The following is a 14,502-nucleotide window of genomic DNA, read 5'->3' as shown; positions in this document are numbered from 1 at the left end:
CGGGTTAGCCTCCTGTTGCCTTGGTTAGTGGTGACGAAGCGCTCTCCAGCTTGTTAATCTGAGCGGCGCAGGCCTTGAATTCCGGCATTCTGGACATGGGGTCAAGAGCCGGGATCGTCAGCAGATTAACAGAGTCGTCATGGCCGAAGTGATAAGGGACAAATACCGTATCCGGACGGATCGCTTCCGTCACTTTTACCTTACAGCTCATTTCCCCGCGTCTTGTGTGCAGCCGGACTACCTCCTCGTGTGCGATACCGTATGCTGCGGCCGTCTCCGGATGAACCTCTACGTAAGGCTCCGGACACATATCACGCAGGAACGGAATACGCCGGGTCTGGTTGCCGGACAGGTAGTGATAGACGACACGGCCGGTCGTCAGGCGCAGCGGATAGGTCTCGCAAGGCTCTTCCGCAGGCGGCCGGTACGGCAGTGCGCATAATTTGGCTTTGCCGTCGGGATGATAAAATTGTTTGTCGAGAAACATGTGCGGTGTTCCCGGGTCCGCTTCGTCCTTACAGGGCCAGAATACGCCATGCTGGCGGTCGATTTTCTCCCAGGTCGCGCCGTAATAGTCTGCATAGCCGCCCTTCGTGGCCAGCCGGAATTCATCCGAGATGTCCTTGGCCGTCTTCAGGTGGCTGAAGTACTTGCCGCGGCCCAGCCGCTCGGCGATCTCAATCTCAATCTGCCAGTCCGGCTTTGATTCGCCCACCGGCTCCTGTGCCTTGTTGATCTTGATGATGCGGCCTTCCAGATTCGTAACGGTGCCTTCATCCTCCGCCCATGTCGTGGTCGGAAGGACGACATCGGCATATTCCGCTGATTCGGAGAGATAGATATCGGAACAGACCATGAAATCCAGGTCCTTCATGACAGCCCGCACATAGTTCACGTTAGGCGCCGAGACAACCGGGTTGGAGCACAACAGGTACAGTCCGCGGATCGTCTTCTGCTCCATCAGCTCGAACATTTCGTAAGCCGATACGCCAGGGCCAGGCATCTCTTCCGGGTCCAGTCCCCAGACCTCGCAGATCTCCTCCACATGCTTCGGGTTTGTAATCTTGCGGTAGCCGGGAAGCAGGTCGGACTTCTGTCCATGCTCACGCCCGCCCTGGCCGTTGCCCTGACCCGTGAAGGTGGCAACGCCGGACTTCGGCCGGCCGATCTTGCCGGTGACAAGCGCCATATTCGTATACGCCGATACATTATCCGCACCCTTGTGCTGCTGCTCAATGCCGCGTGCGAACATGACGACCGCTTCCGGCGCTTTGCCGTAGATTTCAGCAGCACGGATCAGCTTCTCAGGCGCCACCCCGGTAATCTCGCTTGTGTATTCCGGCGTGAATTCCTTCACGACTTCAAGCAGCTCCTGGAATCCGTTCGTGTGCGATTCAACGAAGCTCTTATCCGCATGTCCGTTCTGGATGATTAGATTTACCATGCAGTTTGCCAGCGCAAGGTCGGTGCCCGGACGCAGATCCAAATGAATATCGGCACGGCGGGCCAGCGGCGTCTCGCGGGGATCAACCACGATTAGGTAGCCTCCGCGGTTCTGCACCTCCCAGATACGGAACATGGAGGTAGGGTGGCATTCTGCCGTGTTGCTGCCCGCGATGAACAGGCAGTCCGTCTCGTGCAGGTCTGTCCAAGGCAGCGTCGATCCCCGGTCCACACCGAATGTGCGGAGGAATCCAGCCGCTGCGCTCGACATGCAAAAGCGGCCGTTATAGTCAATGTAGCGGGTTTGCAGGGCAAGCCGTGCAAATTTGCCGGTCAGGTAGCATTTCTCATTGGTCATTGATACACCGCTGAATACCGACAGCGTATCCTTGCCGTGCTTCGCCTGAAGCTCCTTGAACCGGCGCTCGATCAGATCCAGCGCTTCCTCCCAGCTGGCTTCGCGGAAGCCTTCCTTCGTCCCCTTCTTGGAAGCGTCATCACGGATCAACGGCCGCAGAAGGCGGTCCTTGTGATTGGTCTGCTGATAAGCCGTCACGCCCTTCGGACACATCTTGCCCAGTGTAACCGGCCAGTCATAGCGGGGCTCCACCCCAATGATCTTGTTGCTGGACGTATCTACCCGCAGATTCATACCGCACTGCATGCCGCAGTAGGAGCAGTGAGTGGCTACCAGCTTCTCGTTCGGATGTGTCTTGTTAGCTATTTCCTTGAAGAATTTATCCTTTGGCATTCTGGTTCGCCTCCTTGACGGGAATCGTGTGAGTCGGGATACCGGTGAACCGTGACAAGCGGTATTTGCGGCGGCATGGCAGGCACAGCTCTGCCAGATTAAAGCCATCTTCCATATTGAACTGCATGCCGTTCTGCTTCAGCACATCCACCACATCGCCGGACTGCTCCATCGATACGAATGGCGTACCGCAGACACTGCATGGCTTCATCGCCTGCTGGCCGTAGTGCTCACGGTAATTGCGGGCGAATACACTGAGCGGCCGGAACGGGATATGCGCCAGCTTGCCGAACGGCAGATAGATCAGCGTCATAATGACCGACCATTGATGAATCAGACTCATAACCGGATGGCCCCAGCCATGCAGGAACATGTTGGAGACAGTCAGCAGCAGCCCCGTGATACTAACGAAGAGCAGCAGATACAGCGGGAGAAAATCGTACACGAAGGTCTGCTCCGCCTTCGCCTGCATGTTCTTGATCCGGCGGTACAGCGCCATGCAGACGCCGCCGATCACCATGAAGGCCGAAATATTAAGGGCATTGAAGAATAGATAAGCAAGAAATCCGTCTGCCGGGATCGTCATAATATCAAGGCCGAATCCCACTACGGTATAAAAGCCGTTATCTTCCATCGTAAAATACATCCATCCGAATACCAGCGGAAAGGTAACCATGGCCGAGATAATGCAGCCCCAGCCGAGCAGGATATGCTGCAGCCACCTCCACCAGCCTCTGTTCCAGATGAAGCGGTAAGTAACCAGATGGTCTGCCGACGTCTTCGGCGTCGATTTGCGGAAGAGCAGCTTGATCCCCTTCTTGATGATGATCTTGGTCGGCGGGCGTTCCCCCCAAGCGATGAAACGATAGAAGAATCCGCAGATGAATACCACCGTACCGACCATATAACCGTAAAGCGCCAAGTCAACATGCGTAAAAAATCTGGATCCGATATACATCAGCACAATGAGTCCACAAACCGTGAGGAATACCGATTTTGCAAATTTCGACGCGAAAGCGCGGTCCATTATTTAGTCCCCCTTCTAAGTTGCCGGTAAGGTCATTAAACCATGACGGCCGGCAGAGGCTCAGTGAGTTTTATCACACGGCAGCCTTGATATGATTTCCATCACACAAAATATGTATATTTCGTGACTATTCTCTTTGGGTTTACAGCTGCCTTAGCCGCTTTACCTCCTGAATCAACGCTACTTTTAAAAGAAGTGTGGAGTTGTGAGGGGGAACACAGTTTCCACCATTTGACACAGAACATTCAAATCATTGAGTTAGAAAATAATCGTTGTTTTTTGTGAGAGGGCTCACAAAAAACATGGCCTTTCCCGGCTACGATAAAACTTACATAAGCGACCCGCTGGCTTCAGCAATCCTATCAGGGGGCGCCGGAGGTTGCTATGCCAAGACACTGGATTCGTTACCCGCTTCTCTACCTGCTTGTGACAGCCGTTACCGGTTTGATAATCCGCAGTATGTTTCTAATCCCCTCCTGGCAGGGAGCCTACAGCAGCCTGCTGCATGCCCACTCTCATCTTGCCTTGCTGGGCTGGGCTTACTCCGCGCTGCTCCTGCTGCTGTGCAGCCGGTTCTTGACTGCGGCCGATCAGCAGTCCCGGTTCCTTAAGCTCAACTGGGCGGCCACGCAGCTGACCGTTATTGGCATGTTTGCAGCCTTCTCTCTCCAGGGATACGGCTTATTCTCCATCGCCTTCTCTACCCTTCATATTCTGCTGTCCTATAGCTTCACCGCCTGGTTCTGGCGCAGACTGCCCCGTGGTCCGGCTGTTCCGGTCTCCGTTAGATGTGTCAAGGCCGCGCTCTTCTACCTGGTGTTCTCCTCCGTCGGTCCTTGGTCACTGGCCATTATGAGTGCGGGCGGGTGGAAGGATAGCCCCTGGTATGACGCGGCTATTTATGGTTACCTGCATTTCCAGTACAACGGCTGGTTCACGCTTGCCATCTTCGCGTGCATCTATCAAGCATTGGAGCGGCATGGATTGCCCCAGGGTCAAGTTGTGCTGGGCCGCCTTCATTACATGCTGTACAGTCTCACGCTGATTCCAGCGCTGCTGCTGTCCCTGCTCTGGATGGAGCTCCCCGTCTGGCTGAATGCTGCTGCCACCGCAGCAGCCGTCTGCCAGTTTGCCGCTGTCACGGCTTTCCTGGTTCTGCTAAGAGACTCCTGCAGAGAAGGCACATTCCGTCAGCAGCTGGCCGGGATACCAGGAAGCATGCTGTTATGGAGGCTGGCCATTCTGTCGCTCGGTATCAAAATGATAATGGAGCTGCTCTCTTCTGTACCAGCTCTTGAGACGCTGGCGTTCTCAACGCGAAGTGTGATCATTGGCTATCTGCATCTCGTCCTGCTCGGTTTCGTGACGGCGGCTCTACTCGCCCTGCTGAGAAGCGAACGGTCCGGAACGACGGGAAGGCTGCAGGGGGTAGGATTGATGTGGTTGGGGTTGTTTAGATCGAGGCTGCTAAGATCGGAGCTCATGAGACCGGGCAGCATCCTGTTCGCGGCCGGCCTGACGATTCATGAGCTGCTGCTGTTCGCAGACGGCCTTTGCTCTTACTTGGGAACTCCAATTCCTGATCTGAATGCCTTGCTTCTCGGAGCAAGCCTTGCCATGCTTGCGGGCATCAGCCTCATTGCTGCGGGTTTATGGGATTGGGATGCGGCGGGGGACCATACGGAGAAGCATAGCGCATGACTTTATTGTGCAGCTCGTGATACGGTTACTTACACGAATAGCCCATTTTTTTCAGAGATAACTACTGCAACTTAGTCAGAAAATCATACAATCGAGGGACGAAACTCACGAACGCTATTCGCCGTCAAAAGGCTAATTTCATTCTGTAACGATCCTGAGCGTCGCTAATGTCCCAATAATTCAGGAAATACGCCGCAAATCGTCAAATAAGACTGCTCATGTTCGTTACAATTGGGCAGGCATCGAATTTGCAGGATTAACGTGTGAGAGTTTCGTTAGCCGGCAGTGCCGGCTTAGGAGAGAAGGCGGCGGCAGCTAAGTGCCCCCTAAACGCAGTTGCAACTTCAACCGGCACGGCGGTCCCGCTTCCCCCCCAGATACTATGCTGCCAAACACAGCAGAAGTGACCCTCCACACAGCAAATTCGTTCATTACTCCCGCCACTGCTTGAGCGCCTCCAGATCATGCACGATGAAGCCAGAGCGGCTCGTCTCCAGTATCCCTTCCTTGCGCAGCTGGTTCAGCAGCCTGTTTACCGTCTCCCTCGTTGTACCGATCGCACTCGCCATGTCCTGATGGGTCATCGGAATCTTGATATGTATATGCCCGTCCGTCTCTCTGCCGTAATTCTCCGCCAGCTTAAGCAGGAACAGCTGTCCCCGGTTCTGCACATCCTGCCCCGTCAGCTCCTGCAGCTTGCCCTGCAGCTCATGCAGCTTCTCGCTCATGACCCGCATGATCTTGATCGCCACACCCGTGGATTGCATCAGGAACTGTTCAAACGGCTTAACCGGCAGCGCCAGCAGCACGGTCGGAACGATCGTCTCGGCGGTCGCGGGATAAGGGTGGGGATTAAACAGTCCGGTATGCGGGAACATGTCGCCCTTCTTCAGGAAGGATACGATATGCTCATGCCCGTTCTCATCGGTCTTGAACGTCTTCACCAATCCGGATTGAATGAAGAACACCGCTTCCTTGTCTGTGCCTTCGCTGAAGATCACCGACTTCTTCTTGTACGTCCTGCTGATTGCATACCAGCTCAGCTGCTCCAGCTCATCCTCGGACAAATCTCTGAACATCGGAACCTGCTGCAAAATCTCCTTGGCGTTCCCTGCTCCTGCCATGCCATCACTCCTTCCGGCTCCTCGCAGCTTCATCGCAGCTGCCAGCCCCTTCTCAGTCCCTCTATGACAAAACCATACCCTTAAAGCATGCAGCAAAGCAAGAGCCGGATGGTTACCTTCCGGCTCCTGCCTGTGCTTATATGCTTACGGGCTGCTCAGCTCTTCTTGCCGATCTTCACCTGGAACAGCTCCGGTCCCTGCTCTACATAATCCCATGTAAACAGCTCGCTTCTGGTCGCCTGGAACTGAAAGTACAGCGGCTTCGGATCATGGTCATTTATCAGCAGCATCGCTTGTCCTGCATCCAGTCCGTCAAAGGTCTCGAAGATAACCTTATGCTTCAGCTGCGGCGGGTAATCCGGTGCTTTTACTACGGCGGCAAATTCGCTCATTGTGTTGTCCTCCCGGGTTGATTATCGTCTGTCGTCTTCTGACATGCACTCATTATAAGAGACTTCCCGCTCCTGCTTTGTGAGCCGTGTCACCTATACAGACGAATAATCGTGATCTGCATCATACACCGGGGAGGATACTCGTGTTACCCGCCGTTCATCCTACAAAAGTAAGCAGCATTCATTAGGAAGGTTAAGTGCAATCTAACGAAAACCAAACATTTCCCTTATTCTTTCCTAAACGGATCCCTGCATAATAAAGTCAAGAACAAACAAGATCCTCCGGATTACAACTCGAGCAAGAGCAGCAGAGAGGATCACCACCTTAGAGCCGGACATGCCTGCAGCTGCTGAACATCCCAGCGTACACCCCAGAATAACAGCCTAGAAGCAGCTCACCCAGACTAACAGCACGATACAACCAGAAGCGGCTGCAGCAGGACGGCAGACATCACGAGCACCACTACAGCAGCAACCGACACAAGAAGCGCCCCCCGGGGCGCTTCTTCCCTTTTACATACCATCAGCCGTGCATGCCTGCCCCTAATCCCAGTCATACGATGTTTCATAGCCAAGGCGGATCAGCAGGTCTCCCGCTTCTGCCTTGAACAGACGGATATGCTCCTCTGTAAAATAGTCCCGCCAGCGGCCCGCTTTGCCGACACGGAAGGTGGTCTGCGGCTTGCCCGGCTCAACGGATGCCAGCATGGATTCTGCTACCCCCTCCTGGTCTCTGCCGCAATGTGCAATCGAATCCCACAGATAACGGACCATCCGCTCCACATGCATTCTGCGGCCCTGGCCTACCAAATCTTCATAAGCCAGCGGGCAGACATCCGGCTCCTCCAGCCACCCGGCAAACCGACGGAAATGGTCCGGCATGCCAAGGTCAAGCCCCTCTACACCGGTAATAACAGCTGTAAGCCGCTGCTCAAAGGTATGAAGACGCTCTGTAAAGTACGTATACAACGGATGCGCCGGCCCGGCGATATCGGTTATATAGAACACATTCGAGACGCAGACATCCCGCAGATCCCGGTAAAGGAAGAATGTCTTCACCTGATGCTCCTTAAGATAGGCCAGCAGCTGTTCATTGCGGGAGTTCAGATCATAATCTTCTGCTGTATGAACGGTATGGCGGAATACAATCTCGCCGGGTGCGATCCCCCGCTCCTCCAGCTTCTCCTCCGATTCAACCACGCGCCGGATCATCTTCTCGTATGGCAGCCCCCAGAGCAGCTGCTCCAGAAGGCCAGTGCCGCTCTTCGGGAACGTGTTAGCGAATATCCGCGGCGTAAGGCAATCCTGATTTTCCACGCTTCATCCCCGCCTTCCTTATACTGTTCACTCACTCCCTTAGCGGTTGTCAGAACTGCATGAATCGCTGTTCAATGCCATAAGTCTTCGGTATATTGATTCTGGCCCAGTTCAGCAGCCGCCGCTGATCCGCATCAAACGGCCGGGGAAAGGCTGCCTGCAGGTCCGGACGGATGCGGTACAATTCATGTACGAGAACAGGCACAGAAGTACGCTCATGGACAGGTGAGAAGATATAGCGGTAAAAGCTTCCTTCCGGACCGGTCTGAAACGGGTTGCCGAATCTGCTTGCCTCCTGCTCGCCAAGCCGGTAGTACGTTCTCTTGATATAATCCGGTATGCGCATGCCGTTATCAAAGTAATTGAACGGGCACTGCAGGTCCTTCGCTGCTTCAAACCCGCTGAGCATAACGGCTTCGCGGTACTGCCCGAACAGCTTCAGCAATGCGGGCTGACTGTCCCAACCGTAACGGTCCTGGTATTTGGATATATGCTGCAGGCTATGATGAAAGCCGCTGAAGTGGTAGAACACTAGCGGCAGGCCGTTCACCCTCCATTCTTCTCCATACGCCTCCAGCCGTCTTTCATGCAGATTCCAGTAAGCCATATTGTATCCCGGGTCTCTTATAATGGCGAAGGATCCAAACATATGGGGAGCAAGATCAATCCACTTCTGGTCAACGAACAACCCCTCCTCAACTGCAGCCAGACAGTGACGGCGCAGCCGCTGCTTCCACCACTGCAGGAACCTGCCGCCCTCTGCTCCCCCAGACACGCCAATAAAACCGAGATTGTATACCCCGGCCTTCATAATATCCTGCTCGGAGGGCCTGCGGCCATCCAGCGGAATGGGTGCTGTCAGGTGCGGGGTCAAAACCGCTGTATGAGTGGTTAATTGCCGGTATACTTCATCCAGCCGTCTCATGATCCAGATATCCGGGTCAAAGTAAATGACCTTCTTCAGCTGTTTCTCCTTCAGCAGATATTCCAGCAAATACGGCTTTACTGCCGTACACAGCTCGGTTATGTCATATTGGAAACAAAAGGCCTCCATATCCGGAATGCCTAGCTGATCCATTCTGATCCATTCAAACCCTTCTGCATGCTCCTGGACAGACGGCAATTCTCTGTCAACCAGAAGCACGTAAGCCTTACCCTCGGGATGCTGCTTCAGATAGGATTGTGCGAGTACACGCGCATAAGCGATGTAATTGCCAGCAACAATGGTACACATGCCTATGGACACCGCTATCTTCCCCCTTCCTTCCGTTGCTCTTGCTATAGGCGCTTCTCACCCTTTGCCCCATTCTGCATATCATGCTACATATCCTACACACCCTGCAGGAGGCCATTATGTTCTTTTATATCCTGGATTTCCACTCCGATGCTCTGGCAGCCGGGCGGACTTACACTAATGTGCGTGCGATCTTCCCCGACATGCCGGTCAGCCGGGTTAAGGCTAAGCATGCCGCTGAGCTAAACAGGCAAACAGCTGCTTCCAGATCGCCGTTCTTCATTACGCTGCACGCCGGGGAAAGCATTACGCCTGCTTTCAGACCCGCTCTCTACAACTGGATATTCCAAGATATGAGGAATACTCCTGGCCTGGCGGGTATTTGTCCGGCTGAGCCAGACAACTCCCCCCGCGGACCGCTCGTGTGGCGGCTTGAAGCCGTACGGGAAGCCGGAGGATTCGCCGATAGCAGCAGTCTGCCCTTCCCACATTATATAGGCGTACAGCTGATGAACCGGCTGGACGCTCACAACTGGCAGTTACGGCATGAACCCTTGACTGGCTTGTTAAGGATGCCAACAAAGGTAAGACCGGCCTGGCATAAGAGTCAGGAGGAATGGCAGCATATCCATCCCCTTCTGCAGCCAGCCGGCCGTGTTCCGGCCGCTCATATGGCAGCGGAGCCAGCCGTCTCCGTTGTAATCTGTGCTTATAATGAGACGGAGCATATCCACTGGGCCATTCAAAGCGTTAGACTGCAGGCAGGATGTAATTGGGAGCTGATTATTGTCGATGATGGTTCGAACGACGGTACCTCCGCACAGCTTGAGCAGTATAAAAACGTTCCTCAAGTCCGTCTGCTGCGCAATGAGCGCAATGCCGGCAAGGCGGCTTGCCTGAACCGGGCACTTGATACCGCGCGCGGCCGCTGGCTGCTTGAGCTCGATGCGGATGACTGGTTTGCGGACGGGGCACTGCGCATCATGACGGAGGCAGCTGCAGCAAACCCGGATGCCGGCGTCCTGTATGCCGACCGGTATGACTGGCAGGAGCGCTTTAATAAGCAGCTGATCTACCGGGGCGTTACCTCATCTCCAGCCAGCCTTAACCCAGACCGGCTGCTGGCACAGGGCCTCCCAGTTGCACCGCGAATGTACCGGACTGACGCTCTGCGGACTATCGGCGGCTGGTGGGAAGACGGCTTATATGATGGCAGACTCTATGAAGATATTCAGATCCTCTGCCGGCTGGCCAAGGCCTGCCGCATAGTCCATCTGCCCCAGCCGCTGTATCACCGGCGGGTCCGAGACGGCAGTGCCTCCCAGTCCAATCAAGCTCTGTACCCGGCTTGGCGGGAATGGTTTAGCTCAGCCTTGCAGGTGGATTGTTAAGGCAGTACACGGACAAACTCAATATTCGTGAAGAAGACTGTTACGTCTCCTTCTACCGGATTGTAGTAGTTGCTGGAGGTGCGAAGGACCAGAAAGCCTTCCCCTACCCGAAGTAATGTACCGGTTAGCAGGCTGCCAACCGTCAGCACCTCAATCGTGCGGCCAATATACTGCTGCAGTGCTTGTTGAAAATTCACAATGGCTTCCTCCCTTCTTAGGCTGCGTCAACCAGATTGATATTGGACAGCGGAATAAGTACGATTGCCCCCGACGGTTCTTCTATCTCCACGTAGTCCGTACCGACTGAAATGACTTCACCTGTAATGGTGCCGGCATCCGTGTCGATTGTAACCGTGCTGCCATTTAATTGGGTCAGCTGCTCACGGACTGCCCTTATAGGTGCCGTCAGCTGGTTCAATTCAGCCTGCACAGTCGCAAGTGAAGCCGTTACCGATGCCAGCCGGCTCGTAAGGGTATCAATCGCCGTATCGTACTGCTCCACTTCGCTTTGAAGCGAGCCCAGATTCGTTGCAAGCTGGTTAACTTGAATCCCAAGCGCATTTAGTTCAGTATTGTTCTGCGATGCCAGGTTCTGCAGGTCGCCGATTGCCGTGTTCGTCTGCACAGCCGAACTCTGCAGCTCGCCTACCGCAGTATTCAGATAGCTGACCTGGCTCGTAAGGCTGCCAAGATTCGTGGTGACTTCCTCCACCTGCTCGCGGATCAGGCTTACATTAACCATCAGCTCATTCACTAAGTTAGCGAGTGCATTAAGTCTCTCATTAAGACTTCTAACCGTACTCTCCAAGGCCTCCACATGCTCACCCCTCATGTTTGATATGTAGCAACGTATGTAGCCCGCCCGACTCAGGCAACTCGTCTCCCGTAAAGATAGGGAAAGTGCCTATCTCAAGTACGGCCAATGTCAGAAGCCGTGCCTCCCCGTCGAGATCATCCATAAGCTAAGAAGAGTCTACTTATGGGTTAGGGGGACTTGAGCGTGAATGTGAAAGCAGTCATCCTTGCCGGGGGGCAGGGCACCAGATTCTGGCCTTACAGCAGCAGCGAACGGCCCAAGCAGTTTCTCGCCGTCCTGGAGGAGAAGACCATGCTGCAGGCAACCTACCAGCGTCTCCTGCAGCTGCTGCCGCCCGAAGATATTTATGTCGTTACCCTGCAGCCATACGTCCCTCTTGTCAGCAGGCAGCTCCCTCAGCTGCCCGGTCATCAGATAATTATTGAGCCCGCGGCCCGGGATACAGCAGCGGCAATCGGACTTGCAGCAATCCGTCTGCTGGATGAAGGCCAGGATCCTGTCTTAATCACGCTGCCCGCAGACCAGTATATTGGCGATAATGCAGCCTACACGGCGGCGCTTAAACAAGCGGCCGGTTTCGCAGCTGAAGGACAGCGGGTTGTTACACTGGGCATTCAGCCGGATCGCCCTGATACAGGGCTCGGGTATATCAAGGCCGGGCCTGTTCCGCCGGATATGGCACCCGGCGGATTTATTCCGGCAGCCGGCTTTACGGAGAAGCCTCCACTGCCAGTCGCCAAGCAGATTTATGCCGATGGCAGGCACTACTGGAACAGCGGAACATATATATGGAAAGCAGCGACCATTCTAAAGCTGATGGCAGAACACATGCCCCGGCTGTATCAGACCCTTCAACATATCCGGAATCTTCCTCTTCCTGGACAGACGCCAGCTTCTCTATCGATCAGCAAGATGTACGAACAGCTGGAGAAACAGTCTATCGACTATGGCGTCATAGAGAAGTGCTCCTCCATCTTCATGCTGCCGGTTCATTTCAAGTGGGATGACCTTGGCAGCTGGGGAGCCCTGGAACGGATCAGTCCGGGTGATACCTCCGGCAATGTGATTTACGGGAAGCACGGCGGTTCCGAGACGGATAACTGTACGATCTTCAACGATACGGATACCCTTATCGCCACGGTCGGTCTCAAGGACCTTATCATTGTGAACACGGATACGGCCATTCTGATCTGCCATAAGAGCCGGCTCCAGGATATCCGTCACCATCTGGAGAGCGTGCGCAACAGCGCGAAAGAAGAATCGCTATGAAGGCGCGTATCATTTTCGTATTGGAAACAACAGGCCTTGCCGGGGGCATCAAGAATGTCTTCGAGCTGGCGGATCGTCTGGCCTTGTGCGGTTATCAGACCGAAATATACGCGCTTGGAGGCCTTCCCCGCTGGTTTCCTCTTGCCGCTCCGCTGCGGCAGTTCCCGAATTATCATCATCTTGAGCGTGAACTCCGCAGACAGGATGCCCTGAAGGTGGCTACCTGGTGGCGTACCGCGCCGGTTGTATGGTCCAGCTGTGACCCGAGGCGTGGAGGCAGAGGCACACCCTACTACCTGGTACAGGATATTGAGGAGTATTATTACCAGGATCCGGACCGGCCGGATATCCGCGAACAGGTTCTGGCTACTTACCGGCTGCCTATGAACTACCTGACGATTTCGTCATGGGTCGAAGAACAGCTGTTCAGCCGATTTGGCCAGCGGGCTGCCTGCATCTCGATCGCTATCGACCAGGGGCTGTTCAGCCCTTCGCGGCGAGATGCTGCGCATAATCCCAACCAGATTGCCGCCTGCAGCCGCCAAAGCCAGCCCCTCAAAGGCTATTCGGTCACCCGGGAGGCTGTCCAGCTCGTTCACCGCAGGATGCCCGGCATTCAATTCCTTACCTACGGAACGGAAGCCGAGCGGCTGCCTGCACTGCCTCACCGGCATGTTCAGGCACCTGATGACCGGGAAGTAGCCGCCATATATAAGGCCAGCGGCGTATTTGTGCAGACCTCCCGGCATGAAGGCTTTGGCCTGCCAATGCTGGAAGCTATGGCCTGCGGTACGCCTGTTGTCTGTACCAAAGCCGAAGGCAATGAGGAGTTCTGCTTGGATGGCTGGAACTGCCTGCTCGTTGACAAGGACGATGCCGAAGCAGCAGCGCGTGCTATAGAGAGAGTTCTGTGTGACCCGCGCCTTGCCGAATATCTTGCAGCTAACGCCGTACAGACAGCGCGTCAGTACAATTGGCCAGCTGTCCTGGCAAAGCTGGATACGGCTCTCGCCAGCAATATTGATAGGGAGGAATTTGGAGGATGAAAGCACTTATTACCGGTATTACAGGCTTTGTCGGCAGCCATCTCGCCGAATATTTGCTGGCCAAAGGGCAGATCGAAGTTCACGGAAGCTACCGGCTGCGCAGCCGTATGAATCACATTCAGCATCTGCAGTCCAGCATTCACCTGACCGAATGCGAGCTGAAAGACCCTCATTCAGTCAGTCAGATGATTCAATCGGTCCAGCCGGACCTGATTTTCCACCTTGCCGCCCAGAGCTTCGTTCCGACCTCCTGGAATTCGCCAACCGAGACGCTGGTGAACAATATTGCCGGCCAGGTTAATCTGTTCGAAGCCGTGCGCAAACAGGGCCTCTCGAGCAAAATTCTGATTGCCTGCTCCAGCGAGGAGTACGGCCTGGTACATCCGGAGGAGACACCGATTAAGGAAACGAATCCGCTGCGGCCGCTAAGCCCGTATGCGGTGAGCAAGGTCGCGCAGGATTATCTGGGCTACCAGTATCATGAGAGCTACGGCCTGCATGTCATCCGTACGCGCACCTTCAATCACACGGGCCCGCGCAGGGGCGAGAACTTCGTAACATCGAACTTCGCCAAGCAGATTGCCGAGATTGAGCTTGGCCTTCGACCGCCCGTTATCCATGTCGGCAATCTGGAAGCCAAGCGTGACTTTACCGACGTGCGGGATGTAGTGAGAGCTTACTGGCTGGCGCTTGAGAAGGGAGAGCCCGGAGAGACGTACAATATTGCTTCCGGCACAGCCTATAAAATATCCGACATGCTTCAGCTGCTGCTGTCCCTATCCGGCCACAGCATCAAAATCGAGACCGATCCGGCAAGACTGCGCCCTTCCGATGTGGAGATTCTGCTCGGAGATGCCGGCAAATTCAGCACCCAAACCGGCTGGAGGCCGGAAATCCCGTTTGAAACCACAATGAAGGACCTGCTGAACTATTGGCGCGCAGAGCTCCGCACTCCCGGCGAGGCTCCGCAGGCCTAAGGAGTGAAGACAG

The 14,502-nt window shown here is 54.9% G+C and carries 13 protein-coding genes; 5 read left to right on the top strand and 8 right to left on the bottom strand.

Translation table 11 applies throughout. From position 1 onward, the window contains the following. Window positions 1-4: 4 nt before the first annotated feature. A complete protein-coding gene (locus DNH61_RS13710) occupies window positions 5-2,194 on the bottom strand; it encodes a molybdopterin oxidoreductase family protein (RefSeq protein WP_111147209.1) in 2,190 nt (729 codons plus the stop codon). Continuing rightward, window positions 2,181-3,221: a hypothetical protein gene (locus DNH61_RS13705; protein ID WP_111147208.1), complete on the bottom strand. Its 1,041-nt coding sequence runs from the start codon at window positions 3,219-3,221 to the stop codon at window positions 2,181-2,183. The genes DNH61_RS13710 and DNH61_RS13705 overlap by 14 nt, the downstream gene beginning before the upstream one ends. 384 nt (window positions 3,222-3,605) lie before the next feature. On the opposite strand from DNH61_RS13705, the gene DNH61_RS13700 reads away from it, so the two are divergent. Beyond that, window positions 3,606-4,922: a hypothetical protein gene (locus tag DNH61_RS13700; protein WP_111147207.1), complete on the top strand. Its 1,317-nt coding sequence runs from the start codon at window positions 3,606-3,608 to the stop codon at window positions 4,920-4,922. Between the two features lie 431 nt (window positions 4,923-5,353). On the opposite strand, the gene DNH61_RS13695 is transcribed toward DNH61_RS13700, so the two are convergent. The 4 genes from DNH61_RS13695 to DNH61_RS13680 form a co-directional block, all read right to left on the bottom strand. Continuing rightward, window positions 5,354-6,079 (bottom strand): Crp/Fnr family transcriptional regulator, encoded by a 726-nt coding sequence (locus tag DNH61_RS13695; RefSeq protein WP_245948170.1) that lies wholly within the window; start codon window positions 6,077-6,079, stop codon window positions 5,354-5,356. A gap of 122 nt (window positions 6,080-6,201) precedes the next feature. Next, window positions 6,202-6,438 (bottom strand): DUF2249 domain-containing protein, encoded by a 237-nt coding sequence (locus DNH61_RS13690; RefSeq protein WP_111147206.1) that lies wholly within the window; start codon window positions 6,436-6,438, stop codon window positions 6,202-6,204. Window positions 6,439-6,981: 543 nt separating this feature from the next. After that, a complete protein-coding gene (locus DNH61_RS13685) occupies window positions 6,982-7,755 on the bottom strand; it encodes a sulfotransferase domain-containing protein (RefSeq protein WP_111147205.1) in 774 nt (257 codons plus the stop codon). 49 nt (window positions 7,756-7,804) lie between these two features. After that, entirely contained in the window at window positions 7,805-9,001 is a 1,197-nt protein-coding gene (locus DNH61_RS13680; protein ID WP_111147204.1) for a glycosyltransferase family protein, read from the bottom strand. Between the two features lie 107 nt (window positions 9,002-9,108). Here DNH61_RS13680 and DNH61_RS13675 point away from each other — a divergent pair, with 107 nt between their 5' ends. After that, a complete protein-coding gene (locus tag DNH61_RS13675; protein ID WP_181438705.1) occupies window positions 9,109-10,380 on the top strand; it encodes a glycosyltransferase family 2 protein in 1,272 nt (423 codons plus the stop codon). Here DNH61_RS13675 and DNH61_RS13670 read toward each other — a convergent pair. Further along, window positions 10,377-10,577 (bottom strand): hypothetical protein, encoded by a 201-nt coding sequence (locus DNH61_RS13670; RefSeq protein WP_111147202.1) that lies wholly within the window; start codon window positions 10,575-10,577, stop codon window positions 10,377-10,379. The genes DNH61_RS13675 and DNH61_RS13670 overlap by 4 nt on opposite strands. A 17-nt stretch (window positions 10,578-10,594) precedes the next feature. Beyond that, complete coding sequence (locus tag DNH61_RS13665) at window positions 10,595-11,197, bottom strand: coiled-coil domain-containing protein (RefSeq protein ID WP_181438704.1); 603 nt, start codon at window positions 11,195-11,197, stop codon at window positions 10,595-10,597. Between the two features lie 183 nt (window positions 11,198-11,380). Between DNH61_RS13665 and DNH61_RS13660 the strand changes: the two genes are divergently transcribed. The 3 genes from DNH61_RS13660 to DNH61_RS13650 are packed head-to-tail and all read left to right on the top strand — an operon-like array spanning window position 11,381 to window position 14,489. After that, window positions 11,381-12,466, top strand: coding sequence for a mannose-1-phosphate guanylyltransferase (locus DNH61_RS13660; RefSeq protein WP_111147200.1), 1,086 nt, complete (start codon window positions 11,381-11,383; stop codon window positions 12,464-12,466). After that, window positions 12,463-13,512, top strand: a complete 1,050-nt coding sequence (locus DNH61_RS13655) for a glycosyltransferase family 4 protein (protein ID WP_111147199.1) — start codon at window positions 12,463-12,465, stop codon at window positions 13,510-13,512. Before DNH61_RS13660 ends, DNH61_RS13655 begins: the two co-directional genes overlap by 4 nt. Continuing rightward, window positions 13,509-14,489 (top strand): GDP-mannose 4,6-dehydratase, encoded by a 981-nt coding sequence (locus DNH61_RS13650; RefSeq protein ID WP_111147198.1) that lies wholly within the window; start codon window positions 13,509-13,511, stop codon window positions 14,487-14,489. The genes DNH61_RS13655 and DNH61_RS13650 overlap by 4 nt, the downstream gene beginning before the upstream one ends. Window positions 14,490-14,502: the final 13 nt, after the last annotated feature.

It is taken from the genome of Paenibacillus sambharensis, assembly GCF_003233845.1.
In the GTDB taxonomy this organism is placed as follows: domain Bacteria; phylum Bacillota; class Bacilli; order Paenibacillales; family Paenibacillaceae; genus Paenibacillus_I; species Paenibacillus_I sambharensis.
Note: the sequence above shows the minus strand (reverse complement) of the source record. Positions and strands in the feature narration are given on the sequence as shown.

Bases quoted from the DNA above. Each gene is read 5' to 3' on its own strand.
- DNH61_RS13710 (WP_111147209.1), bottom strand. From the start codon at position 2,194: ATGCCAAAGGATAAATTCTTCAAGGAAATAGCTAACAAGACACATCCG.
- DNH61_RS13705 (WP_111147208.1), bottom strand. From the start codon at position 3,221: ATGGACCGCGCTTTCGCGTCGAAATTTGCAAAATCGGTATTCCTCACG.
- DNH61_RS13700 (WP_111147207.1), top strand. From the start codon at position 3,606: ATGCCAAGACACTGGATTCGTTACCCGCTTCTCTACCTGCTTGTGACA.
- DNH61_RS13695 (WP_245948170.1), bottom strand. From the start codon at position 6,079: ATGAAGCTGCGAGGAGCCGGAAGGAGTGATGGCATGGCAGGAGCAGGG.
- DNH61_RS13690 (WP_111147206.1), bottom strand. From the start codon at position 6,438: ATGAGCGAATTTGCCGCCGTAGTAAAAGCACCGGATTACCCGCCGCAG.
- DNH61_RS13675 (WP_181438705.1), top strand. From the start codon at position 9,109: ATGTTCTTTTATATCCTGGATTTCCACTCCGATGCTCTGGCAGCCGGG.
- DNH61_RS13655 (WP_111147199.1), top strand. From the start codon at position 12,463: ATGAAGGCGCGTATCATTTTCGTATTGGAAACAACAGGCCTTGCCGGG.
- DNH61_RS13650 (WP_111147198.1), top strand. From the start codon at position 13,509: ATGAAAGCACTTATTACCGGTATTACAGGCTTTGTCGGCAGCCATCTC.